At 72.4% G+C, this 20,869-nt stretch carries 18 protein-coding genes; 9 read left to right on the top strand and 9 right to left on the bottom strand.

The genetic code is table 11. From position 1 onward, the window contains the following. Positions 1-2: 2 nt before the first annotated feature. Both GFD30_RS12040 and GFD30_RS12045 read right to left on the bottom strand, forming a co-directional pair. The gene (locus GFD30_RS12040) at positions 3-296 is read right to left on the bottom strand and encodes a hypothetical protein (RefSeq protein ID WP_153025441.1); all 294 of its coding nucleotides are present in this window, start codon (positions 294-296) and stop codon (positions 3-5) included. After that, positions 293-1,264 (bottom strand): phosphotransferase family protein, encoded by a 972-nt coding sequence (locus GFD30_RS12045; RefSeq protein WP_153025442.1) that lies wholly within the window; start codon positions 1,262-1,264, stop codon positions 293-295. Before GFD30_RS12045 ends, GFD30_RS12040 begins: the two co-directional genes overlap by 4 nt. 212 nt (positions 1,265-1,476) lie before the next feature. Between GFD30_RS12045 and GFD30_RS12050 the strand changes: the two genes are divergently transcribed. Beyond that, positions 1,477-2,319, top strand: coding sequence for an FHA domain-containing protein (locus tag GFD30_RS12050; protein ID WP_153025443.1), 843 nt, complete (start codon positions 1,477-1,479; stop codon positions 2,317-2,319). Here the strand turns inward: GFD30_RS12050 and GFD30_RS12055 are convergent. After that, on the bottom strand, positions 2,316-3,809 hold the full coding sequence (locus tag GFD30_RS12055; protein WP_153025444.1) for a serine/threonine-protein kinase: 1,494 nt from the start codon (positions 3,807-3,809) through the stop codon (positions 2,316-2,318). The two genes, GFD30_RS12050 and GFD30_RS12055, sit on opposite strands and share 4 nt — an antisense overlap. Before the next feature lie 247 nt (positions 3,810-4,056). Between GFD30_RS12055 and GFD30_RS12060 the strand changes: the two genes are divergently transcribed. Continuing rightward, positions 4,057-5,124 (top strand): saccharopine dehydrogenase family protein, encoded by a 1,068-nt coding sequence (locus GFD30_RS12060; protein WP_153025445.1) that lies wholly within the window; start codon positions 4,057-4,059, stop codon positions 5,122-5,124. 159 nt (positions 5,125-5,283) lie between these two features. Here the strand turns inward: GFD30_RS12060 and GFD30_RS12065 are convergent, their stop codons facing one another. After that, positions 5,284-5,850 (bottom strand): TetR/AcrR family transcriptional regulator, encoded by a 567-nt coding sequence (locus GFD30_RS12065; protein WP_153025446.1) that lies wholly within the window; start codon positions 5,848-5,850, stop codon positions 5,284-5,286. Between the two features lie 107 nt (positions 5,851-5,957). Between GFD30_RS12065 and GFD30_RS12070 the strand changes: the two genes are divergently transcribed. The 3 genes from GFD30_RS12070 (at position 5,958) to GFD30_RS12080 (ending at position 9,858) form a co-directional block, all read left to right on the top strand. Further along, positions 5,958-6,887, top strand: a complete 930-nt coding sequence (locus tag GFD30_RS12070) for an SDR family oxidoreductase (RefSeq protein ID WP_153025447.1) — start codon at positions 5,958-5,960, stop codon at positions 6,885-6,887. Between the two features lie 97 nt (positions 6,888-6,984). Next, positions 6,985-8,034, top strand: coding sequence for a glucose 1-dehydrogenase (locus GFD30_RS12075; RefSeq protein ID WP_153025448.1), 1,050 nt, complete (start codon positions 6,985-6,987; stop codon positions 8,032-8,034). 48 nt (positions 8,035-8,082) lie between these two features. Beyond that, on the top strand, positions 8,083-9,858 hold the full coding sequence (locus GFD30_RS12080) for an ABC transporter ATP-binding protein (protein ID WP_153025449.1): 1,776 nt from the start codon (positions 8,083-8,085) through the stop codon (positions 9,856-9,858). Between the two features lie 16 nt (positions 9,859-9,874). Here GFD30_RS12080 and GFD30_RS12085 read toward each other — a convergent pair whose 3' ends face one another. The 5 genes from GFD30_RS12085 to GFD30_RS12105 all read right to left on the bottom strand — a co-directional run bounded on the left by GFD30_RS12085 (position 9,875) and on the right by GFD30_RS12105 (position 15,412). Next, positions 9,875-10,996: an NAD(P)/FAD-dependent oxidoreductase gene (locus GFD30_RS12085; RefSeq protein WP_153025450.1), complete on the bottom strand. Its 1,122-nt coding sequence runs from the start codon at positions 10,994-10,996 to the stop codon at positions 9,875-9,877. A 101-nt stretch (positions 10,997-11,097) separates the two neighbouring features. Continuing rightward, a complete protein-coding gene (locus tag GFD30_RS12090; RefSeq protein ID WP_322633180.1) occupies positions 11,098-11,940 on the bottom strand; it encodes an RNA polymerase sigma-70 factor in 843 nt (280 codons plus the stop codon). 64 nt (positions 11,941-12,004) lie between these two features. Continuing rightward, positions 12,005-12,415, bottom strand: coding sequence for a hypothetical protein (locus tag GFD30_RS12095; RefSeq protein ID WP_153025452.1), 411 nt, complete (start codon positions 12,413-12,415; stop codon positions 12,005-12,007). A 120-nt stretch (positions 12,416-12,535) separates the two neighbouring features. Further along, positions 12,536-14,203 (bottom strand): sialidase family protein, encoded by a 1,668-nt coding sequence (locus GFD30_RS12100; protein ID WP_153025453.1) that lies wholly within the window; start codon positions 14,201-14,203, stop codon positions 12,536-12,538. Positions 14,204-14,398: 195 nt separating this feature from the next. Further along, the gene (locus tag GFD30_RS12105; protein ID WP_153025454.1) at positions 14,399-15,412 is read right to left on the bottom strand and encodes a LacI family DNA-binding transcriptional regulator; all 1,014 of its coding nucleotides are present in this window, start codon (positions 15,410-15,412) and stop codon (positions 14,399-14,401) included. 82 nt (positions 15,413-15,494) lie between these two features. On the opposite strand from GFD30_RS12105, the gene GFD30_RS12110 reads away from it, so the two are divergent. The 4 genes from GFD30_RS12110 to GFD30_RS12125 all read left to right on the top strand — a co-directional run bounded on the left by GFD30_RS12110 (position 15,495) and on the right by GFD30_RS12125 (position 20,754). Then, positions 15,495-16,850 (top strand): ABC transporter substrate-binding protein, encoded by a 1,356-nt coding sequence (locus tag GFD30_RS12110; protein WP_153025455.1) that lies wholly within the window; start codon positions 15,495-15,497, stop codon positions 16,848-16,850. Between the two features lie 62 nt (positions 16,851-16,912). Next, on the top strand, positions 16,913-17,767 hold the full coding sequence (locus tag GFD30_RS12115; RefSeq protein WP_153025481.1) for a carbohydrate ABC transporter permease: 855 nt from the start codon (positions 16,913-16,915) through the stop codon (positions 17,765-17,767). A 2-nt stretch (positions 17,768-17,769) separates the two neighbouring features. Beyond that, positions 17,770-18,630 carry a carbohydrate ABC transporter permease gene (locus GFD30_RS12120; RefSeq protein ID WP_153025456.1) on the top strand — a complete coding sequence of 287 codons (861 nt, stop codon included), beginning with the start codon at positions 17,770-17,772 and terminating at the stop codon, positions 18,628-18,630. Positions 18,631-18,633: 3 nt separating this feature from the next. Continuing rightward, entirely contained in the window at positions 18,634-20,754 is a 2,121-nt protein-coding gene (locus tag GFD30_RS12125; RefSeq protein WP_153025457.1) for a glycoside hydrolase family 2 protein, read from the top strand. Positions 20,755-20,869: the final 115 nt, after the last annotated feature.

Genomic DNA, 20,869 nt, shown 5'->3' on the forward strand with positions numbered 1-20,869 from the left:
CCTCAGCGCAGCAGGTCGAGGTCGTCGCCCCATGAGTCGAGGATCTCGCCGAGGCCGGCGGTGCGGGCCTTCCGTTCGACGTCGGCGAAGAGCCGCCGCTGGAGTCCGGTGGCGAGGATGCCGTCCACCGTCTCCAGCAGCGCAGCGGTGTCCCATTGCGGCAGCGGGAACCGCTCGAGCTCCCATTCCAGGTGCATGCCCTCGTGGGCCCGCGATCCGAACAGCACGAGCCCGACGACCGCCGGGTCCTCGGTCGCGGTGCGCACGAACTCGTCGTGGCCGAGGGGGTCGTTCATCGGCGCCGTCCCAGCCGCATCCAGTAGTCCTCGCGTCCCGTGTCGATCGGGAGCGGTTCGCCGCGGAAGGACGGGAGGCGGTTGAGCATGAGCTGCACCGCCGGGGCGTTTGCCATGCCGCGGTAGATGTCGAGCGCCCACAGGCCGTTGACGATCACGAGCGCCCGCAGCCGCTGCTCGATGCCGTCGTCGGCTCCGGCGCCGCCGAAGCCCTGCGCCACAAGGCGGTCCAGGTCGTAGTCGGCCTGGATGCGGGTGCTCGGCATGACCGGGGCCCACAGTACGTAGCGCGCGAGCTCCCACATCGGGTCGCCGATCATGACCGCCTCCCAGTCGAAGACGCCGGCGACCGCGTCGCCTTCGACGGTGAAGTTCCCCGGGTTGAGGTCGCCGTGGACGAGCTGCCGCGCCACCGGGAGCTGCGCGGCGATGCCCAGGGCGGTCGCGGTCAGCTCCTCGGCCATCTCGCGGTCGGCCGGGTCCTCCAGGTAGTCCCAGTCGGCCGGGAGGAGCGAGCGGAGCTGCCCGGTCCAGTCCCCGTGCAGCCCGTTCCCGGTCGCCGGGTCGACCGAGCCGGAGCCTTCGGCGGCGCCGAGGTCGACCGCTGCGATGGCGTCGATGACGGCGCGCACCGCCGGCGCGCAGCGGCGCTGGTGCGCCTCGTCCGAGCCTGTCAGATGGACGCCGCCGAGTCGCTCGGAGACGCAGCAGTAGGCGTCGGCGATCGGGCCGACGTGCAGCACCTCGGGGACCGGCACGGCCGTGCCCGCGAGCGCGCGGGCCGCCCACGCGTCCTTGTCGAATCCGATGCGGCGCGGAGCGATCCGGACCACGAGGTCCCGGCCGTTTGCGCGGAACGCGAACGCCTGGGAGACCTCGCCTTCGGCGATCGGCGTCCAGTGGCTGAGGGGGCCGAGCAGGTCGCGCATCGCCTGCGCGGCCTCCTCGCCGGTGAATGCGGTCTTCATCGCCCTCCAGGCTAGGACCGCGGCCCGGGCCCGCCAACCGGATTTCGGCCGCCCCGAACCGAAGCGGACCGGCCGACGCTTCCGAGCGGGCGTCGCCGGCCTGGCACGCGACGCGCTCGCGACCTCGCCCGCGGCGGCGTCGCGAGAGGGGTCCCGCGCGGCCGCGGCGATAATCGGGTGCAGCACCGAACCCCCTGAAAGGAACGCCTGCGATGAACACTTCCGCCTTCCCGCCGCTGATCCTGCCGCCGTGGGTCCGCAGTCTCGCCGCGGGCGTCCCGGAGGCCCCTGAGAACGCGGTCCCGCTGCCGCCGGCGCCGCTCGGCACCGTCTTCGCGCTCGGCGAGGAGGTCGGCTGGGCGGTGCCGCCGCGCCCGTTCGAACTCCTCTTCGGCCGCGACGAGGACAACGTGAACATCCCCTTGGGCGTCAAGGACAAGCGCATCAGCCGCGTGCACGGCCGCCTGGTCTGCCACGGCTCGGAGTGGACGATCCGCAACGAGGGCCGCCTGCCGATGCTCCTGCCCGGCGACTCGATGCTCCTCTCCGGTCACGAGCGCGTCATCGAGCACTCCTACATGCCCGTCTACATCGGCGACCTCTCCGAAGCCGTGCACTGCCTGGAGATCCGCCTCATCGGCGGCAAGCGCACCCCTGACGACGGCGCCGCGGACGACGAGACCGCGGTCCCCGGCAAGCACGACCTCAGCGAGATCGAGCGGCTCGTGCTCACCTCGCTCGCCCAGCGCTACCTCCGCGGCCTCCCGCGCCCGCAACCGGTCTCGTGGCGCCAGGTCGCCGACGACATGCGCCGCTCGCGCTTCGCCGCGGACCGGAACTGGAACGAGGGCACCGCGGCCCGCGTCGTCGCCGGCGTGCGCGAGCGCCTCTCCCACCCCGAGTACCGGCCCCGCGTGGCGGGTCTGCTGCGCGACGAGGTGTTCGGCGAGCCGCTCGGGAACGCCTTGAACGACAACCTGATCCGCGCGCTCCTCCAGAGCACCACCCTGGACCCGGAGGACCTGAGGCGCCTCGACGCCGACGACCCGGCCTAGAGCTCCTGGTAGCACATGAAGTAGTAGATGACCCCGGTCTCGGGGTCCCAGGGCGCGCCGGTCTCGTCCGCCGTGTCGCGCCAGTAGTACTCGAAGTCGGTGACGCCGTCCACCCCGCACGCCAGCCAGGCGGCGTCGTCGTGGTCCGGCTGCGACGGGTTCGGGTCCTCCGGGTTCACCACGATCCGGTAGATGTACTCCGCGGCCTCCGGCGAGTCGCAGGCGACGACGACCCACGTCTCCGGGTCGTCGGTCACGCACTCGCCCTCGACCGGGCGCCGCTCGACCTGCTCGTCGCCCGTGACCGGCGCCGGCACGGTCGGCCCCGGGCCGTCGTCCGCTTCGGACGCCGGACCGTCGCTCTCCGCGGCCGCCTCGGTCCCGTCGCCGCCGTCGCCCGCATCGGGCTCGAACGCGGTGTACACCAGCACCCCGGCCAGCAGCAGCAGCGCGATGACCGGCGTCAGCAGGCTGAACAGCAGCGGTCGCGGCGCCGGCGCGGCAGCGGCCGGCTCGGGGCGCTCCGACCGCAGCCGCTCCTGGATGTCCCGCAGGATCGGCAGCGCCGAGCCCGCCTCGGTGACGCCCACCGTCTGCGCCAGGTCGTGCGCCAGCTCCCCGCAGGTCTGGTACCGCTGCGCCGGATCGACGTGCATCGCCTTGGCCACCACCGGGTCCACCGCCGCCGGCAGGTTCGAGCGCATCGCCGTCACCGGCGCGATGTCGCCCGCACGCTGGGCCTGCTCGGCGCCGGAGTCGTCGAGGTGGTCGAGAGGCCGCCGACCCGCCAGGCAGTGGTAGAGCACCGCGCCGAGCGAGTACACGTCGCCCGCGCGCTCCAGCGGCGTCGCCGGCGACGCGGGCGCGGGCTCCGATTCGGCGGCCTCCTTCGGCGCCGGCGCCGCATTGAAGACCTCCGGCGCGGTGTAGCGGCGGGTCCCGATGTACTCGCCGGTGGCGGTCAGGTCCTTCCCGAAGCGTCCCTTCGCCACTCCGAAGTCGCTGAGGTACACGTGCCCTTCGCCGCCGAACAGGATGTTGCCGGGCTTGACGTCCCGGTGGACGACGCCGTGGTCGTGCGCGAAGTCGAGTGCCTTCGCGACCTGGACGATCACGTCGACGACCTCGGCCAGCGCCATGTCGCCGCGTTCGAGGCGGCGGCGCAGGTCGTCCTCGGCCCGCGGCATGACCATGTACAGCAGGTCGTCCCCGCGGGCGGCCGCGGTGATGACGTACATGATGTTCGGATGCTCCAGGCCCGCCATGAGCTGGATCTCCCGCAGGAACCGCTCGCGGTAGCCCGGGTGCATCGACAGGTATCCGGCCATCACCTTCACCGCGACCTTGCGGTGGTGGAGCCGGAGGTCCTCGGCCAGGAACACCTGGCTCTGCCCGGTGGCGCTCACCGGTTCCGGGTCGAGCCGGTAGCCCGGCAGCAGCTCGCCGAGCCGGTCTCGGATGCGTGCGAAGGGGTCGGTCGTCTCGTCCATCGAACTACCTCTGGGGGAGCGGGGCCTGCGAAGCGGCGCAAGTCGGCCGAAACCGGTTCCCCGATGCCGACTCCATATAAGCAGACGACCGCGCGGCGGCGCGGACCGTGTCCGGGACCCCTCCCGGCCCTCTCGTGCTAGCGCCGGCGGTGCGGCAAACGACCGCGGCGCTCCGACGCGAACCGATCGGAGCGGCTCTGTTCCCCAGACCGGCGGCGGCGCCCTCGAACTGCCCTACGATCGGGGCATGAGCACCGTGCTGGTCATCGGAGTGGGCGACATGGGCGACCGGGTCGCCGCCGGCCTCGGCGCGAGCGGTTTCGTCGGGCGGCTGATCGTCGCCGGCCGGTCCGCGCCGAACGTCTACCAGGTCGCGGCCTCGGTTGCGAGCGCCTCGGACTGCCTGGTCGAGCCCGCGGTGGCCGACGCGACCCGCCTCGACGAGGTCGTGGAGCTCCTCGAGCGCACCCGGCCCGACCTCGTCGTCCAGTGCGCCTCGCTGCGGAGCCCGTGGGCGCTGGCCGAGCGGGCCGACCCGGCCGCGAGGGCGGTCGAGGGCGCCGGTCTCGGGCTGCGGCTGCCGTACCAGGTCCCGGTGGTGCTCAACGTGATGCGCTCGCTCAGGGAGACCGGTCTCGACTGCCCGGTCGCGAACCTGTCGTTCCCCGACGTGACCGGCCCGATCCTGGAGCGCCTCGGATTCGCGCCGACCCTCGGCCTCGGCAACGCCGGCATGATCCTGCGCCGGGTGCGGGCCGTCCTCCGCGACGAGTCGCCCGGCGAGGAGCCGCCGCTCGTCCGGGTCGTCGCCCACCATTCGCAGCTCACCGGCGTGATGACCTCCGAGCCGCCGGCCGCGGAGGACCGCGTCCGCGTCTACCTCGGCGAGGCGGGCCGCCGCGACGACGGCGCCGCCTACCGCGGTCCCGCGATCGATCCGGGCCTGCGCTGGAACTACCTCACCGCGAGCGCCACGCTCCCGGTCCTCGAGGCGCTGCTGCCCGAGTCGAAGGTCCTGCGCTGGTCGGTCCCGGCGCCCGGCGGCCTCCCGGGCGGCTACCCGGTCCGCATCGACGGCGGCGCGGTCGAACTCGACCTCCCGCCCGGCGAGTCCCTTGAGGACGCCGTGGCGTTCAACGAGCGGATGGCCCGCGCCGACGGCGTCGATCGCATCGACCCCGACGGCACCGTCCACTTCACCGACGCCGCCCGCGAAGCCGTGGCCGACGTGGCCCCCGACCTCGCCGAACCGCTCCCGGTCGACGACATGGCGGCCCGGGCCGCGCGGCTCGACGAGGTGCTCGCGACGGTCTAGGGCCGGCCCTGCTGCGTCAGAACGATCGTCGTGCCCGGCCCGTTCGCCGCGTTGCCGGGGCCGAAACGACACACCGGCATCCTCCGGACCTTCCTCGGCTTGCGACGCTTGCGAGGGAACGGACTCTGACGCCGGCCCGCCGATTCACTGGAGCGGCCCTCACGCCTCGGCGGTCACGGCCTTGAGTTGGCGCATGGCGTCGCGCATGAGCTCGCGCAGGTCCCGGGGCTCGGGGTCGGCGACCCATCGGGCGTGGGCGACCTTGAAGACCGCGATGCCGGCCTCGGCGGCGAGGCTCGCCGCGGGGTCGGGGACACCGCGGGCGCGCAGACCGCCGGCGAGCGTGTCGGCCATCAGGGCGAGCTTGACCGCTTCGCGTTCGCGCAGTTCGGCATTGGCGGCGATGACGGCGTTGCGCCGGCGCGAGTACGCGTGCCGGTCCGCGAAGAAGCCGCCGGCGTCCTCGAGCACCGCGGCCACCGTGGCGATCGGGTGCGGCGCCTCGGGCGCCCGCTCCAGCGCCTCGGCGAGCCCCGTCACGAGCGGGTTCGCGTCCGGGAACAGCACTTCGCGCTTGTCGGCGAAGTGCCGGTAGAAGGTCCGTTCGGTGAGTCCGGCCCGCCCGGCGATCTCGGCGACGGTGACCTGCTCGAAACCGTGTTCCGCGAACAGCTCGAAGGCCGCTTCCTCGAGGCGTCCGCGCGCATTGGGTTCCCACCGTGCCATGAGCCGATCCTACCGATGTCATGGACTGACATGCATGTGCTACGGTTGATGGCAGGCACTGACATCAGGGTGGTCGACGTCCGACCCCCGCAACAGGAGGTTCCCTCATGCGCGTCTTCATCACCGGCGCTTCCGGCTGGATCGGCTCCGCCGTCGTCCCCGAGCTCATCGGCGCCGGCCACCGCGTCGCCGGCCTCGCCCGCTCCGACGCCTCCGCCGCTGCGCTCGCCGCGGCCGGCGTCGAGGTCCGCCGCGGCTCCCTCGACGACTTCGACGTCCTGCGCGAGGAGGCCGGCGCCGCCGACGCCGTCGTCCACCTCGCCTTCAAGCACGACCTCGCCTTCTCGGGCCGCTTCGGCGACGCCGTCGCCGCCGACCGCGCCGTGGTCGAGGCGATCGGCGACGCCCTCGCCGGCACCGGCAAGGCGTTCGCGCTCGCCTCCGGCACCCCCGAGTCCCCCGGCGCCGTCGCCACCGAGGACGACGGCCACGACTTCGCCCCGGACCGCCCCGGCCCGATGGCCCGCATGGCCACCGCGGAGTACCTGCTCGGCCTCGCCGCGCGCGGCGTGCGCTCCATCGTGCTGCGCTTCCCGCCCACCGTGCACGGCGAGGGCGACCACGGTTTCATCGCCGCCCTGGTCGGCGTCGCCCGCGAGAAGGGCCTCTCGGGATACATCGGCGACGGCACCTCCCGCTGGGCGGCCGTCCACCGCGCCGACGCCGCGGTCCTCGTCCGCCTCGCGATCGAGCGCGCCCCCGCCGGGTCCACGCTGCACGCCGTCGCCGACGAGGGCGTGCCGATGCGCGACATCGCCGCGGTCGTCGGCCGCCACCTCGGCGTCCCGACCGCATCGGTCGCCCCGGAGGACGCGGCCGCGCACTTCGGCTGGCTCGCCGCCTTCGCCGGCGCCGACCGCGCCGGCTCGAGCGCCCGCACCCGCGAGCTCCTCGACTGGGAGCCGACGCACCCCGGCCTCGTCGAGGACCTCGAGAAGGGCCACTACTTCGAAACCGGTCGGCCGCAGGCGGCATGACCGCGCAGTGAGCGGCTACTTCCCCGAGAAGCCGGATACCTCCGCCCGAACCACGCATACTGGTGGGGTTTCGGTGCTGAAAGGGGAGGGGGACGCCATGCGCGCGTTGACCGTCGAGCCCGGTGTCAAAGGCTCGCTGTCGCTCGAGGAGGTCGACGAGCCGGCACCCGGTCCAGGGGAGCTGCTCGTCGACGCCGTCGCGCTCGGCGTGTGCGGCACCGACCGGGAGCTCGCCGACGGCGAGTACGGCTGGGCTCCGCCTGGAGCCGACCGGCTCATCATCGGGCACGAGTCGCTCGGCCGGGTCCGCGAGGCGCCCGAAGGCAGCGGGTTCGCGCCGGGCGACCTCGTCGTCGGCGTCGTCCGCCGCCCCGACCCCGAGCCGTGCGGCGCGTGCGCGCGCGGCCTGTTCGACAACTGCCGCAACGGGAACTACACCGAGCGGGGCATCAAGGAGATCCACGGCTACGCGAGCGAGGTGTGGACGGTCGAGGCCGACTACGCGGTCAAGCTCGACCCCTCGCTCGCCGAGGTCGGGGTGCTCCTGGAGCCGATGAGCGTGCTCGTCAAGGCGTGGGAGCAGATCGACAAGGTCGGCTCGCGCTCCTGGTTCGACCCGAAGTCGGTGCTGGTCACCGGTGCCGGGCCGATCGGGCTCCTCGGCGCGCTCATCGGCGCCTCCCGCGGGCTCGACGTCCACGTCCTCGACCGCGCGCCCGACGGCCACAAGCCGAAGCTCGTGCGCGGTCTCGGGGCGACCTACCACTACGAGGGCTTCGCCAACGTGATCGAGCAGGTCGTGCCGGACATCGTCATCGAGGCCACCGGCTCGGAGGTGCTGGTGTTCGACGCGATGGCCGCGACCGGCGCGTTCGGCGTCACCTGCCTGACCGGCGTCTCGCCCGCGGGCCGGCGCGTGAGCGTCGACGCCGGCAGCCTGAACCGGGACATCGTGCTGGAGAACGACGTGGTCGTCGGCTCGGTCAACGCGAACCTCGAGCACTGCCGCCGGGCCGCCGAGGTCCTCGCCGAATCCGACCGCGACTGGCTCACAGGGCTGATCACCAAGCGCGTTCCCCTCGCGGAGTTCGCGGACGCGTTCAACGCCGGGGCCTCCGAGGTCAAGGTCGTCATCGACATCGCGTGACGGCGGTAGGCGATTGCCCGGGGTCGGACCGGTCCGTACGATCGGAGCATGCACCAGAAAGCGCTTGCTCGTCGTGTGGCCCTGCTCGACGGCTCCCGCCCCGCGCGCTCGGTCCTGAAGCTGCTGGCCCGCCGCCCCTGGCGGATGCTCGCGGCGGTCGCGGCCTTCGCGGTCAAGGAGGTCCCGCTGTGGTTCCTGCCGGTCGTGACCGCGGCGATCATCGACCTGGTCTCCTCGGGCGGCTCGGTCGGGGCGGTCCTCGGCTGGCTCGGCGTCGCCGTCGCGCTGCTGGTCCAGAACTACCCCAACCACATCGTCTACACCCGCAACTTCATGACGGTCGTCCGCGACACCGGCGCCGACCTGCGCAACGCCCTCGCCGCGCGGCTCCAGAGCCTCTCGATCGGCTACTACACGCGCACCAGCGCCTCGATCGTCCAGAACAAGGTCGTGCGCGACGTCGAGAACGTCGAGCAGATGCTCCAGCAGATGACCCACCCGCTGCTGTCGTCCACGATGGTCCTCGTCGGCGCGATCACCATGACCGCCGTCGCGGTGCCGCAGTTCCTGCCGGTCTACGCCCTCACCGTCCCGATCGCGATCGGCCTCCGCGCCGCCCTCCGGCGCCGCTCCCGGGCCCGCAACGAGCGGTTCCGCCGCGAGATGGAGGGCTTCGCCGCCCGCGTCGGCGAGATGGCCTCGCTCATGCCCGTCACCCGCGCGCACGGCCTCGAGCAGACCGCGGTCTCGCGGGTCGCCAGCGGCGCCGACGGGGTGCGCCGCGCCGGGCTCCACCTCGACATGCTCAACGGGCACGTCGCCTCGATCTCCTGGGTCACCATGCAGATCCTCGGGGTCGGCTGCCTCGGGCTCGCCGCGGTCTTCGCCATCACCGGGTTCCTGCCGATCTCGCCGGGCGAGGTCGTGCTCCTGTCCACCTACTTCGCGCTGCTGACCCAGGGCCTGACCAACCTGCTCATGCTCATCCCGATCGGCGCGCGCGGCATGGAGTCCGTCCGGTCCATCGCCGAGGTGCTCCAGGAACCCGACGTCGAGCAGAACGAGGGCAAGCGCCCCGTGCGCACCGTCGAGGGCCGGCTCGAGCTCGAGCGCGTCACGCACCGGTACGCCGGTGCCGACGCCGAAGCGGTGCAGGACGTCTCGCTCGAGATCGAGGCGGGGTCCACGGTCGCGTTCGTCGGCTCGTCCGGCTCGGGCAAGTCCACGCTGCTCAACCTGGTGCTCGGCTTCGTGCGGCCCACCTCGGGCCGGATCCTCCTCGACGGCATCGACATGCAGGAGCTCGACCTGCGCACCGTCCGCCGATTCACCTCGGTCGTGCCGCAGGAGTCGGTGCTGTTCGAGGGCACCGTCCGGGAGAACGTCGCGTACGGACTGCACGACGCGGGGGAGGAGCGGATCGTCGCGGCCCTCGAGGACGCCAACGCCTGGGAGTTCGTGCGCCGGCTGCCCGACGGCCTCGACACGGTCGTCGGCGAGCGCGGCGCCCGCCTCTCCGGCGGCCAGCGCCAGCGCCTGGCGATCGCCCGCGCGCTGGTGCGCGACCCGCGGATCCTCCTGCTCGACGAGGCCACCTCGGCGCTCGACCCCGAGGCCGAGGAGCTGGTCAAGGAGGCGCTCGGCCGTCTCATGCGCGGCCGCACCACCCTCGTGGTGGCCCACCGGCTCTCGACGGTCCGCCAGGCCGACCGCATCGTCGTCCTCGACCGCGGCCGGATCGCCGAGCAGGGCTCGCACCGCGAACTCCTCGAAGCCGGTGGCCGGTACGCGCACATGCACTTCACGCAGACCGGGTCGCGCTGAGGGCCCCAGCGTGGGCTCAGGAGAGCCGGTTCCGGCGCCCGCCGGTGCGTCCGGTCATGCGGGCCGGGATCGCCGTGCGCGAGCGGTAGAACGTGACCGGGCTGCTGCTGACGGCCTCCTTGTACATGACGGCCGCCCGGCCCTTGAGGTACCAGCGGCTCGGCGTGTCGTCGGGGTTCGTGAACTGGATGACGGCGTCGCGCCGACCGAGCGAGACCGGCTGGTGGAAGTATCCGAACCGGAACGGCTTGGGCGCCTTGCCCTTGAGCTGCCTGACGATCGATTCGGCGGTGTGCGCCCCGGACGGGATGCCGCTCTGGCAGGTGCCGTGGAGGACCCCGTACGCCTGGCGGATCGCGGCAGCGTCGCCGATGGCGTAGACCTCCGGGTGCGAGACCGAGCGGAGCGTCGGGTCGACGATGATCCGGCCGGTGTCGTCGGCGGCGATGCCGGCCTCGGCCGCGAGCGGGGCGACCCGCACTCCGGTCGTCCACAGTGTTACGTCGCTGGCGAGCACCTCGCCGCCGTCGAGTTCGACCGCGCCGGGCCGCACGCGGGCCACGGTCGCGCCGGTCCTGACCTCGACGCCGAGCCGGTCCAGCACCCGCCGCAGGTAGGCGCGGGCCTTGGAGCCCATCATGGCGCCGGGCTCGCCGCGGCTGAGGAGGCGCACCCGCATCCCGGGGTAGGACTCGGCGGCCTCGGCCGCCGCCTCGATGCCGGTGAGGCCGGCGCCCGCCACGGTGAGCGTCCCGGTCGGGTTGTCGCGCAGGGCGACGGCGAGTTTCGGGTCGTCGATGGTGAAGGCGTGCTCCACCGCGGGTGTGCTCGACCCGATGGCGTAGACGAGCGTGTCGTAGGCGAGCTCGCGGTCGTCGTCGAGGACGACGCGGCGCGCGCCCGCGTCGATCCGGGCCGCGCGGCCCTGGACGAACCGGACGCCGGCGGGCTCGACGATGTCGGGGATGCGGAAGTCGCCGAGCTCCTGGCCGGCGGCGGCCTGGTGCTGCCGGAGGCGCTCGTTGAAGCGGTCGGTCGGGTTGAGGATCGTGACGCGGGCGGCCGAGGTGCGGCGGGCGACGCCGACGGCGGCCATCATGCCGGTGTAGCCCGCGCCGATGATGAGGATGTCGTTCATGCCCCAAGGACGGCTCGCGCGCCGCGGGCGTGAGGTCAAGTGACCGTCATCACATTACCTGCCGTGCGGTGCCGGCCGCCGCGCCCCGCTGCAGCGCCCTGTCAGAGCGCCCCGAGCTTCTCAGGGTTGCTGACCAGGTGGATCTCTTCGATCTGTCCGTCCACCAGGTGCAGCATGATGACCGCCGCCGCGGTGCCGCCGGAGCGGACCACGACCGCCGGGCCGCCGTTGACCTCCGCGAACTCGACGCGCGGGTCCTCGGGCATCCGGCCCGCGAAGGTGACGAGCGCCCGGGCCACCATCTCGGACCCGGTGATCGCCTTGCGCGGGGCCGGGGCGAGCCCGCCGCCGTCGCAGACCAGCGTGACGTCGGGCGCCAGCGCCGACAGCAGCGCGGCGAGGTCCCCGCCCGCACACGCGTCCATGAAGGACTCCGCCGCCCGGCGCCGCGTGACCGGGTCGGTGTCGTACCGGCGCCGCTTCGACTCGACGTGCTCCCGGGCGCGCATCGCGGTCTGCCGCACCGACACCTCGCTGCGGTCGACGATCCGCGCGATCTCGGCGTGCGAGTAGCCGAACGCCTCCCGCAGCACGAACACGGCGCGCTCCAGCGGCGAGAGCGCCTCGAGGACCAGCAGCATCGCCGAGGACACGGTGTCGGCCAGCGCCAGCCGGTCCGAGGCGTCGCCGCCGGTCGGGACCGGCTCGGGCAGCCAGGGGCCCACGTACGACTCGCGCTTGGCCTGGGCGCTGCGGAGCCGGTCGATCGCCAGTCGCGTCGTCACGGTCACGAGGTAGGCCGTCGGGTCTTCGACCGTGCCGGGGTCGACCCCGTTCCACCGCAGCCACGCCTCCTGGACGACGTCCTCGGCGTCGGTGACCGTGCCGAGGACGCGGTAGGCCACGGCCTGAAGCCGGCCCCGCTGCTCCTCGAACACGTCCACGCGCCAGAGGATAGCGCCCCGGGAGGGCCGCCGTGTCCGTGCAGGGTCGCCGAGCAGCCGGGGTTCACTCCTCGTGGACGATGTAGTCCCCGCCGGCCCAGTGCCGGAGGCGCTCGAGGATCTCGTCCCGCCTGCCGCGCATGAACTCCGGCATCGAGCGGTCCCACGATTCGGCCGCGGGCACGTACACGTGGTAGGGCCTGCTGAAGTCGCCCCAGCCGCATTCGAAGGTGTAGGAGCCGCCCGGTTCGGAGTAGACGAGCCGTTCCTTCCACTCCTCTCTGAAGCCGTATCCCGACTTGTCGGCCGTCCTTCGGTCTTCGGCGAACGCGGCGGCGTAGCCGGCGCCGTAGTACGGGCGCTTGTCCCGCTCGATGCCCGCGGCGACCTCCTGCGCGATCTTCTTGGCGGCTTCGACGGCCCCTCGGATGAGCACCCGCCCGACGGCGGCGACGGTGTAGACGAGCGAGTCCATATCGACCTCCTGCGTCCAACGCTACCGAGGCCGCGCCCGCGCCGACCGAATGCGGATCCGCCGGCGCGAGGCGCGCCGAAGGGCGGGCCGCGCCGCGCGGCCCGCCCTCCAGATGCGGTGTTAAGCGGGCAGGTTCCAGACCTGGGTCCACAGGCCGTTGCAGTCGTAGATCTGCAGGTCGGTGCCGTCGGCGGTGCCGCCCGCCGAGATGTCGAGGCAGCGGCCCGACTGCGGGTTCAGCAGGGAGCCGTTCGGCTGCGGCGTCCACACCTGGGCGCCGGAGCCGTTGCACTCCCAGAGCTGGACCCTGGTGCCGTTGGCCGTGCCCTGCGCGTCGACGTCGAGGCACTTGCCGAACGACCGGAGCGAGCCGTCGGGGTACCGCGACCAGTCCTGGCCCGAGGCGATGCCGCACGCGTAGATCTGCGCGCGGTTGCCGTTCGCGGCCGTGTTCGTGTCCACGTCGAGGCACTTGCCCGTCTGCGGGTTCACGACCGCGCCCGTCGCGCCCGGAACGGTCCCGATTCCGAACCGGACCTCGCACTGGTTGTTCTGCCCCATCCAGGTCGCGGCGAGGTACAGGAAGCTCGTGCCGTTCTCGCGCGGGATCGCCGGCGTCGAGTAGCCCGGGCACGAGGGCACGCCCGCGGCGTAGCCGCCGGTCGGGTTCACCGTGACCGGGGCGGTCGCCTCGAACCAGTCGCCCGCGCCGAGGTTCCGGTTCGCGAAAAGCACCGTCCCGGACTCGGCGAGGACGGTCTTGTTCCCGGTCGGGCCCGCCACGACGCGCTGGCCGGAGAGGAGCAGCGTCCCGTTCGGACCGCCCGCGGGCGTCCAGGAGATGTACGGGGTGTGCAGCAGCTCCCGGTCGTCGGAGGTCTGCACGAGGGTGCCGCGGTCGCCCGCCGGACCCCAGTTCAGGCCGTCGTGGCTGTACTTGATGTAGACCTCGCAGGCGTGGTCGGCGTTCGTGGCGTCGCGGCACAGCTCGTAGCTCATGACGAAGCGCCCGTCGGGGAGCTCGGCGAAGGTCTGCATGCCCGGGCGCAGCAGGTTGTCGGCGGGGAAGACCACGTCGTCCTGGATGCCGGAGCTCCAGCTCTGGCCGCCGTTGGTCGACGTGTAGTGCGCGATCTTCTGGTTGTTGGTGGCGCTGTTGGAGGGCCGCTCGTCGGAGATGAAGCACGCGAGGGTGCCGTTGTCGGCGACGAGGAACGTCGGCTCCCAGATGCCGTGGCCCCACGAGTTGGGCTGCCCGGAGGTCTGGGTGCAGTTCGACAGGTACGACCAGGTGAAGCCGCCGTCGGTGCTCTTGAAGACCTCGACCTTCTGCGCGGTGTAGTTCCCGACGTCCCAGGCGGTGCCGGCGGCGAGCAGGTCGCCCGCGTTCAGTCCGGTGATGTTGCGCGGGACCTCGAAGAGCGTGGGCGCCTCCAGGTCCCAGCCGGGCGTGTTCGAGTTGATGGTGCTGATCTGGGTCCAGCTCTGGCCGCCGTTGGTGGAGCGGTAGACCGGGAGGTTCGTCGGGGCGTTGTGCCCGCCCTTGGCGAACGTGGCGAGCATCGTCTCGGCGGCGGTGCCGTCGTGCTTCAGGCCGATGGCTCGCGGGTAGCCCGCGGTGCCGCTGGGGAACGTGGCGAGGTTGGGGGAGTAGAGCACCGTGCCCGGGTACGCGGCCTGGGCCGGGGTCGCGACGAGCGCCTGCGCGCCGGCGGCCGCGAGGACCGCGGCCGCCAGCAGCACGGCCCAGCGCCGCGCGGCGGCGGCCAACCGTCTTGTCACCGTCATGGGGGTTGCCTCCTGTGGAGAAGATGCGCCTGCGGCTTTGCAGACGTTGCAAACACCATGCCAGCAATTTGCCTACGTTGCAAGAGGCGGTTTCCGGGGCAAATCGCCCCCGGCCCTGGCGGCCAGGGGCGAACTCGGTTCTTGCCGAACCGCGGCTACCGAACCGCGGCTACCGGACCGTGCTATCGAACCGCGCTATCGAACCGCGGTGCTCTCGCGGACCACGAGCCGGTGCGGGGCCACGACCTCTTCGGCCGCCTTCCCCGGATCGTCGATCCGGGCGGCGATCCGGCGGACCGCCTCCCGTGCGATGAACGGCGTGTCGAGGGAGACCGTGCTCAGCGACGGCCGCGCGAACCGGCCCTCTTCGATGTCGTCGATCCCGACGACCGCCACGTCCTCGGGGACGCTGAGCCCGGCGTCGAAGACCGCGCGCATCGCGCCCACGGCGAGCAGGTCCGAGAAGCAGAAGATCGCGTCCGGTCGCGGCGAGAGCGCCATGAGCGCCTTCGCGGCCTCGTAGCCGTCGGTGCGGCTGTAGTGCGGCGCCGGCGTCGCGTACTCCGCCCGCGCCTCCAGCCCCGCTTCCTCAAGGGCCGCTTCGTATCCCGCGGTGCGCAGCAGCGGCGTGGAGTACTCCTCCAGCGGTTGCGCGCCGATCGCGGCGATGCGGGTCCGCCCGGTCGCCACCAGGTGCGCGACCGCGTCCCGCGCGGCCTGGACGTTGTCGATCGCCACATGGTCGAACCGGCCGTCGAACTCGTGCTCGCCCAGCAGCACCAGCGGCATGTGCTCGGAGCGGTGCATGTCGAGCAGCTCCGACTTGGTCACCAGCGGGCTGAACAGGATCCCGTCGAACAGCATCGTGCGGTCGTCGCCCATGAGCAGGCGCCGCTCGCGTTCGTGGTCGTGCCCGGTCTGGTCGATCATGACGCGGTAGCCGAACTCGGCGGCCGCGTCGATCACGTCCCGGGCGAGCTCGCTGAAGTACGGTACGTCGATCTCGGGCACCACGAGCGCGAGCATCCCCGTGCGGCCGGTGCGGAGGGTGCGGGCCACGGGGTTGGGGCGGTAGTCGAGCTCCTCGATCGCGTTCAGCACGCGCTGGCGCATGCGCTCGCTGACGTGGGCGTACCCGCTCACGACGTTGGAGACGGTGCGGACGGAGACCTGCGCCAGTTCGGCGACGTCGCGAAGTGTTGCCGGCATACGGCCCATCCTACCGTTTGCAACGTCGGCAAAGGGGTGCTAGGTTTTGCACACGTTGGAAAATCACACAAGGGAGTGTTCCATGCAACGCCATCACCTCCGGCGACGCGCCCTGCTCGCCTCCGCCGGACTCGCGGCCACGGCACCTGCGCTGGCCGCCTGCGGACCCGACATCGCCTCCGACGAGGACGCCGGCTCCTCGAGCCTCCTCAAGGCCCCCGACCGCCGCGAAGGCGAGATCACCATCTGGGACCGGTCCGGCGATCTCTTCGAGGTCTTCGAAGGCGTCATCGCCGACTTCAACGCCGCCTACCCCGACATCAAGGTGAACCATGTCGCCGTCGACATCGACGCGAAGCTCCAGAACACGCTCATCACCGGCGCCGACGTCCCCGACGGCGTGTTCCTCGACGACGCCAAGGTCGGCGGCTTCACCGAGTACCTGTGGGACCTCAGCGACGTGCTCGCCCCTTACGCCGCCGACATCGCCCCGCAGAAACTCGACGTCAACACCGTGAACGGCGGCGTCTACGGCGTCCCCTTCGACCTCGACCCGGGCCTGCTGTTCTACAACGCGACCGCCCTCGAAGCCGCCGGCGTCGACGTCGCGGCCATCGCGACCTACGACGACCTCCTCCAGGCCGCCCGCGACTACCAGGCCGCCGTGCCCGGCTCGGCGCCGATCCACCTCGAGCAGTCCCCGTTCCTCGGCCAGCTCCAGCTCGAGATGTACGCGAGCCAGCTCGGCACCTCGATCGCCGACGCCGACGGCGAACTCCGCCTCGACACCCCCGAGTTCGAGCGCATCCTCACCTTCCTCGACACCGTGCGCAAGGAGGGCCTCGGCACCCGCGCCGAGTACCTCACCCCCACCGACATCGCCGAACTCGACAACGGCAACCAGGTCTTCTACCCGTGGGCCATCTGGTTCAGCTTCGCCCCGCAGCAGGTCCTCACCGCCACGAGCGGCGACTGGCGCGCCACCCAGCTCCCGGCGTGGGACGCCGGCGGCGCCCGCTCGGGCGCCATGGGCGGCTCCTCGTTCGTCCTCCCCAAGGACGGCGCCAACGCCGACCTCGCCTGGCTCTTCTACGAGTTCCTCATGTTCAACGAGGCCGGCTACACCGCCGTCTGGGGCCCCGGCGACGTCTACCCCGAGGGCCTCGCCACCTCGATCCCCAGCTACACGCCCGCGGCCGACCCCGCCGCGCCCCTGTACAGCGGCATCACCGCCCTCGGCGGCCAGGACCTGTGGACCGTCGCCACCGAGGCCGGCGCCCAGATCCCCGGCGGCACCCCGACCCCCTCCTGGTGGGCCGGCGCGGTCGACTACCTCGGCAACGACCTCCAGCGGATGCTCGACGGCGACCTCAGCCCCCAAGAGGTCCTCGCCAAGTCCACCGACGACATCCAGACGAACCTGGTCGACCGCCAGTGACCGCAGCAGTCGCCACCGCCCCCGCGACCCGGCGCGCCCCTCGCGCCGGGCGCGGCCCGCGCATGCGCCGGCGCCTCGCGCCGTACGTGTTCGTGCTGCCCTTCGTCGCGGTCTTCGTCGCCTTCAGCGTCTACCCGCTGTTCTTCACCGCGCGCCTGAGCTTCACCGACTGGCGCGGCACCGGCGCCGCCACCTGGGTCGGCTGGGACAACTACACCTACCTGCTCACCAACCCCGCGTTCTGGTCCTCCCTGGGGAACTCCGCGGTCCTGTGGCTCCTCATCGTCCCGGTCCAGATGGTCCTCGGCGTCCTCGTCGCGGTCCTGCTCAACAACGCCAAGCTGCGGCTCCGCGGCCTCTACCGGGTCGCGTTCATCGTCCCGTTCGTGACCCCGCTCGTGGCCGTCGCCCAGATCTGGGTGGTCCTGTTCGACCAGCGGTACGGCGCCGTGAACGCCTTCCTCGGCCTCTTCGGACTCCCCGACACCGGCTGGCTCACCACCAGCGCCTGGGCCAAACCCACGCTCGCGCTGCTGTTCCTGTGGAAGACCACCGGGTTCATCGTGATCATCCTGCTCTCGGGCCTCCAGTCGATCAACGCCTCGATCTACGAGGCCGCCGACCTCGACGGCGCCTCCAAGACCCGGCAGCTCTGGAGCATCACCGTCCCGCTCCTGCGCCGCACCCTCGGATTCGCCGTGGTCCTCCAGACCCTCGCGGTGTTCCAGATGTTCGCCGAGCCGTTCGTCGTCACCCAGGGCGGCCCGTACAACTCGACCACCACCGCGGGCTACTACCTGTACAACCACATCACCCGGGCGGACCTGGGCACCGGCGCGGCGAACTCGTTCCTCCTGGTCGTCCTCGTCATGGCGCTGTCGCTCCTGTTCGTCCGCCTGCTGCGAGCGAAGGACTGACGATGGCCGACACCGAAGCACGCACCCGGCCCCGCATCGGCTCGCACCTGTTCCTGATGCTCCTGCTCGCCGCGTTCCTGTTCCCCGTCGCCTGGGCCCTGCTCTCGGCGTTCAAACCCGCCGACGAGATCATCCGGTCCCCGCTGACGTTCGACCCGACGCAGTTCACCTTCGACAACTACACGGCGATGTTCCAGGACGTCCCGATCGGGCAGGGATTCCTCAACACCGCGGTCGTGCTCCTCTTCAAAGGCGCCGCCACCATGTTCCTCGCCCCGCTCGCCGCCTTCGCCTTCGCGAAGTACCAGTGGATCGGCAAGAACCTCGTCTTCGGCGCCGTCCTCATCACCCTGATGCTGCCCACGATCGTCCTCATCATCCCGCTGCTGCTGGAGATGAAGGAGCTCGGCTGGGTCAACACCTACCAGGCGCTCATCCTCCCCGGCGCGGTCGACGCGTTCGCGATCTTCTGGATGCGGCAGGTCATCAGCGCCGTCCCCGACGAGCTCCTCGACGCCGCCCGCGTCGACGGCTGCGGCGAGTTCGCCATCTTCTGGCGCGTCGTCGTCCCCGTCATCCGCCCCGGCCTCGCCGGCCTCGGCGTCCTCACCGTCATGAACATCTACAACGACTTCGTCTGGCCCGTGGTGGCCGCGAGCACCGAGCGCATGGCGACCCTCCAAGTCGTCCTCTCCACCCTCGCGCAGAACATCACCGGCAACCGGATCGGCGCCGACTACGCCACCGTCACAGGCGAACTGCTCGCGGCGAGCTCCGTCGCACTCATCCCGCTGCTGGTGCTGTTCATCCTGCTCCAGCGGCACTTCATCAACGGCATCCTCGCCGGCAGCGTGAAAGGCTGACGCATGACCCTCCCACCCGCCGCCCCCGGCACCCCGAGCCCGGAGGCCGCGCCTTCCGGAACTCCGCGAGCGGAATACCCGCGCCCCGACCGGGACCGCTCGGCGCGCTGGCTGAACCTCAACGGCGCCTGGGACTTCACCGCCGACGGCCACGAAGGCCCGATCACGGTCCCGTTCGCCTGGGAGAGCCGCGCGTCGGGGGTGCGGCGGACCTGGCTCGAGCACGCCACCTACCGCCGCACCGTCACCGCCCCCGCCGAGTGGGCCGGCTCGCGCACCGTCCTCAGCTTCGGCGCCGTCCACCACCGCGCCGTCGTCCGCATCGACGGCACCGTGATCGGCGAGCACACCGGCGGCTACGAGTCCTTCGAGTTCGACGTGACCGACGCGCTCGCCCCCGGCGTCCCGGCCGTCCTCGAAGTCGAGGTCCACGCCCCGGCCGACAAGCGCGCCATCGCGCACGGCAAGCAGCGCTCGATCCCGCGCGACGACTACGACGGCGTGTCCTTCACGCCCACCTCCGGGATCTGGCAGACCGTCTGGCTCGAAGCCCGCGGCCGCACCTACGCCGCCTCCGTGGCCCTGCGCGGCGACAGCCTCACCGGCATCGACGTCACCGCCGTCCTCGCCGGCGACGCCCCCGCCGGCGCCCGCGTCACCGCCACCGCCGACACCGGCGAATCGGTCACGCTGACCGCCGACGCCGACGGCGTCGCCAAAGGCCGCATCGACATCGCCGAGCCGCGCCTCTGGAGCCCCGCGCACCCGCACCTGTACCGCGTCGAGGTCCGCACCGGGGAAGGCGACGGCGCCGACCTCGTCACCGCCACGACCGGCCTGCGCCGCTTCGAGACCCGCGGCGAAGCGCTCTACCTCAACGGCGAGCGGATCTACCTGCGCGGCGTCCTCGACCAGGGCTACTGGCCCGACACCGGCCTCACCGCCCCCGACGCCGCCGCACTCCTGCGCGACCTCGAACTCGCCCGCGGCCTCGGCTACAACCTCGTCCGCAAGCACCTCAAGTTCGAAGAGCCCCTGTGGCTCCACGAGGCCGACCGCACCGGCATGCTCGTATGGGCCGAACCCGCCTGCCCGAGCCGCTTCTCGCCCGAAGCCGCCGCCGCCTTCGAAGCCCAGCTCCCCGCGATGGTCGAACGCGACGGCAACCACCCGAGCATCGTCATCTGGGGCCTCTACAACGAGGAGTGGGGCCTGGACTGGGACATCCCCGGCAGCCCCGCCCGCGCCGAGGCCGCCGCGCACGCCTACGAGCGGCTGCGCGAACTCGACGCGACCCGCCCCATCGTCGAGAACTCCGGCTGGTCCCACGTGCGCACCGACCTCCTCGACTGGCACTACTACGAACCGGACCTCGGCGAGTGGAAGGACGCCGTCGCCCGCCTCGCCGCGGGGGAGCAGGAGGACTTCCCGGTCCGCCTGGGCCCGGACTTCACCGTCGACAAGTCCCTCTACGGCACGGCCGACTTCCCCCGCACCGGCGTCCCGATCGTCAACAGCGAGTACGGCGAGGGCTTCACCAGCCTGGAGCGCGCCTGGCACCTGCGCTGGGAGACCCAGGAGCTGCGCCGCCACGACCGCTTCGCCGGGTACGTGTACACCGAGTTCGCCGACGTCGAGCACGAGGCCGCCGGACTCCTCGACGCCGACCGCCGGCCCAAGGACTGGGGCGGGGCCGTCCCCGCCGACGCCAACGCCGACACGGTCCTCGTCCTCGACCTGGTCCCGCTCGCGGCCGGCGCGGACATCACCGTCCCCGAGGCGCCGTTCACCGTCGACGTCCACGTCTCGCACCACGGCCCCGAGGCCGCCTCCGGCACCGTCCAGGCCGCCTGGGTCCCCGCCGGGACGCCGGTCGGCACCGCCGTCCCGACGGCCGAGACCGCCTCCGAACCGGTCAAGGCCGAACCGTTCCGGCTCTCGCCCGCCGTCGCGCTGACCGTCCCGGCCGCCGCCGGTCCGGCCCGTCTCCTCATCTGGCTCGCCGACGACGAAGGCCGCGTCATCGCCCGCGCCTTCCTCGACGCCGCCGAGGTCGAGCCCCCGAACCGCCGCGGCGCCCGCCCCGGCGAATTCGAAGGCGCGCCGCTCCCCGGCATCGGCTAGGCCGCCTCCCGGACCGGTGCGGGCGACGGCGGCTCCGAACCGCAGGACAGGCCGCGAGATCTCCGGACCGGCGCCCCGCACCAGGGCGCCGGTCCGGACCCTGAGAATGCGTTGA

This window comes from Glycomyces albidus (assembly GCF_009451885.1).
Lineage (GTDB): Bacteria > Actinomycetota > Actinomycetes > Mycobacteriales > Micromonosporaceae > Glycomyces > Glycomyces albidus.

Coding starts and splice junctions, on each gene's coding strand:
- GFD30_RS12080 (WP_153025449.1), top strand. CDS start 8,083: ATGCACCAGAAAGCGCTTGCTCGTCGTGTGGCCCTGCTCGACGGCTCC.
- GFD30_RS12110 (WP_153025455.1), top strand. CDS start 15,495: ATGCAACGCCATCACCTCCGGCGACGCGCCCTGCTCGCCTCCGCCGGA.
- GFD30_RS12060 (WP_153025445.1), top strand. CDS start 4,057: ATGAGCACCGTGCTGGTCATCGGAGTGGGCGACATGGGCGACCGGGTC.
- GFD30_RS12105 (WP_153025454.1), bottom strand. CDS start 15,412: ATGCCGGCAACACTTCGCGACGTCGCCGAACTGGCGCAGGTCTCCGTC.
- GFD30_RS12085 (WP_153025450.1), bottom strand. CDS start 10,996: ATGAACGACATCCTCATCATCGGCGCGGGCTACACCGGCATGATGGCC.
- GFD30_RS12070 (WP_153025447.1), top strand. CDS start 5,958: ATGCGCGTCTTCATCACCGGCGCTTCCGGCTGGATCGGCTCCGCCGTC.
- GFD30_RS12045 (WP_153025442.1), bottom strand. CDS start 1,264: ATGAAGACCGCATTCACCGGCGAGGAGGCCGCGCAGGCGATGCGCGAC.
- GFD30_RS12065 (WP_153025446.1), bottom strand. CDS start 5,850: ATGGCACGGTGGGAACCCAATGCGCGCGGACGCCTCGAGGAAGCGGCC.
- GFD30_RS12040 (WP_153025441.1), bottom strand. CDS start 296: ATGAACGACCCCCTCGGCCACGACGAGTTCGTGCGCACCGCGACCGAG.
- GFD30_RS12055 (WP_153025444.1), bottom strand. CDS start 3,809: ATGGACGAGACGACCGACCCCTTCGCACGCATCCGAGACCGGCTCGGC.
- GFD30_RS12075 (WP_153025448.1), top strand. CDS start 6,985: ATGCGCGCGTTGACCGTCGAGCCCGGTGTCAAAGGCTCGCTGTCGCTC.
- GFD30_RS12095 (WP_153025452.1), bottom strand. CDS start 12,415: ATGGACTCGCTCGTCTACACCGTCGCCGCCGTCGGGCGGGTGCTCATC.
- GFD30_RS12050 (WP_153025443.1), top strand. CDS start 1,477: ATGAACACTTCCGCCTTCCCGCCGCTGATCCTGCCGCCGTGGGTCCGC.
- GFD30_RS12100 (WP_153025453.1), bottom strand. CDS start 14,203: ATGACGGTGACAAGACGGTTGGCCGCCGCCGCGCGGCGCTGGGCCGTG.
- GFD30_RS12120 (WP_153025456.1), top strand. CDS start 17,770: ATGGCCGACACCGAAGCACGCACCCGGCCCCGCATCGGCTCGCACCTG.
- GFD30_RS12125 (WP_153025457.1), top strand. CDS start 18,634: ATGACCCTCCCACCCGCCGCCCCCGGCACCCCGAGCCCGGAGGCCGCG.
- GFD30_RS12115 (WP_153025481.1), top strand. CDS start 16,913: ATGCGCCGGCGCCTCGCGCCGTACGTGTTCGTGCTGCCCTTCGTCGCG.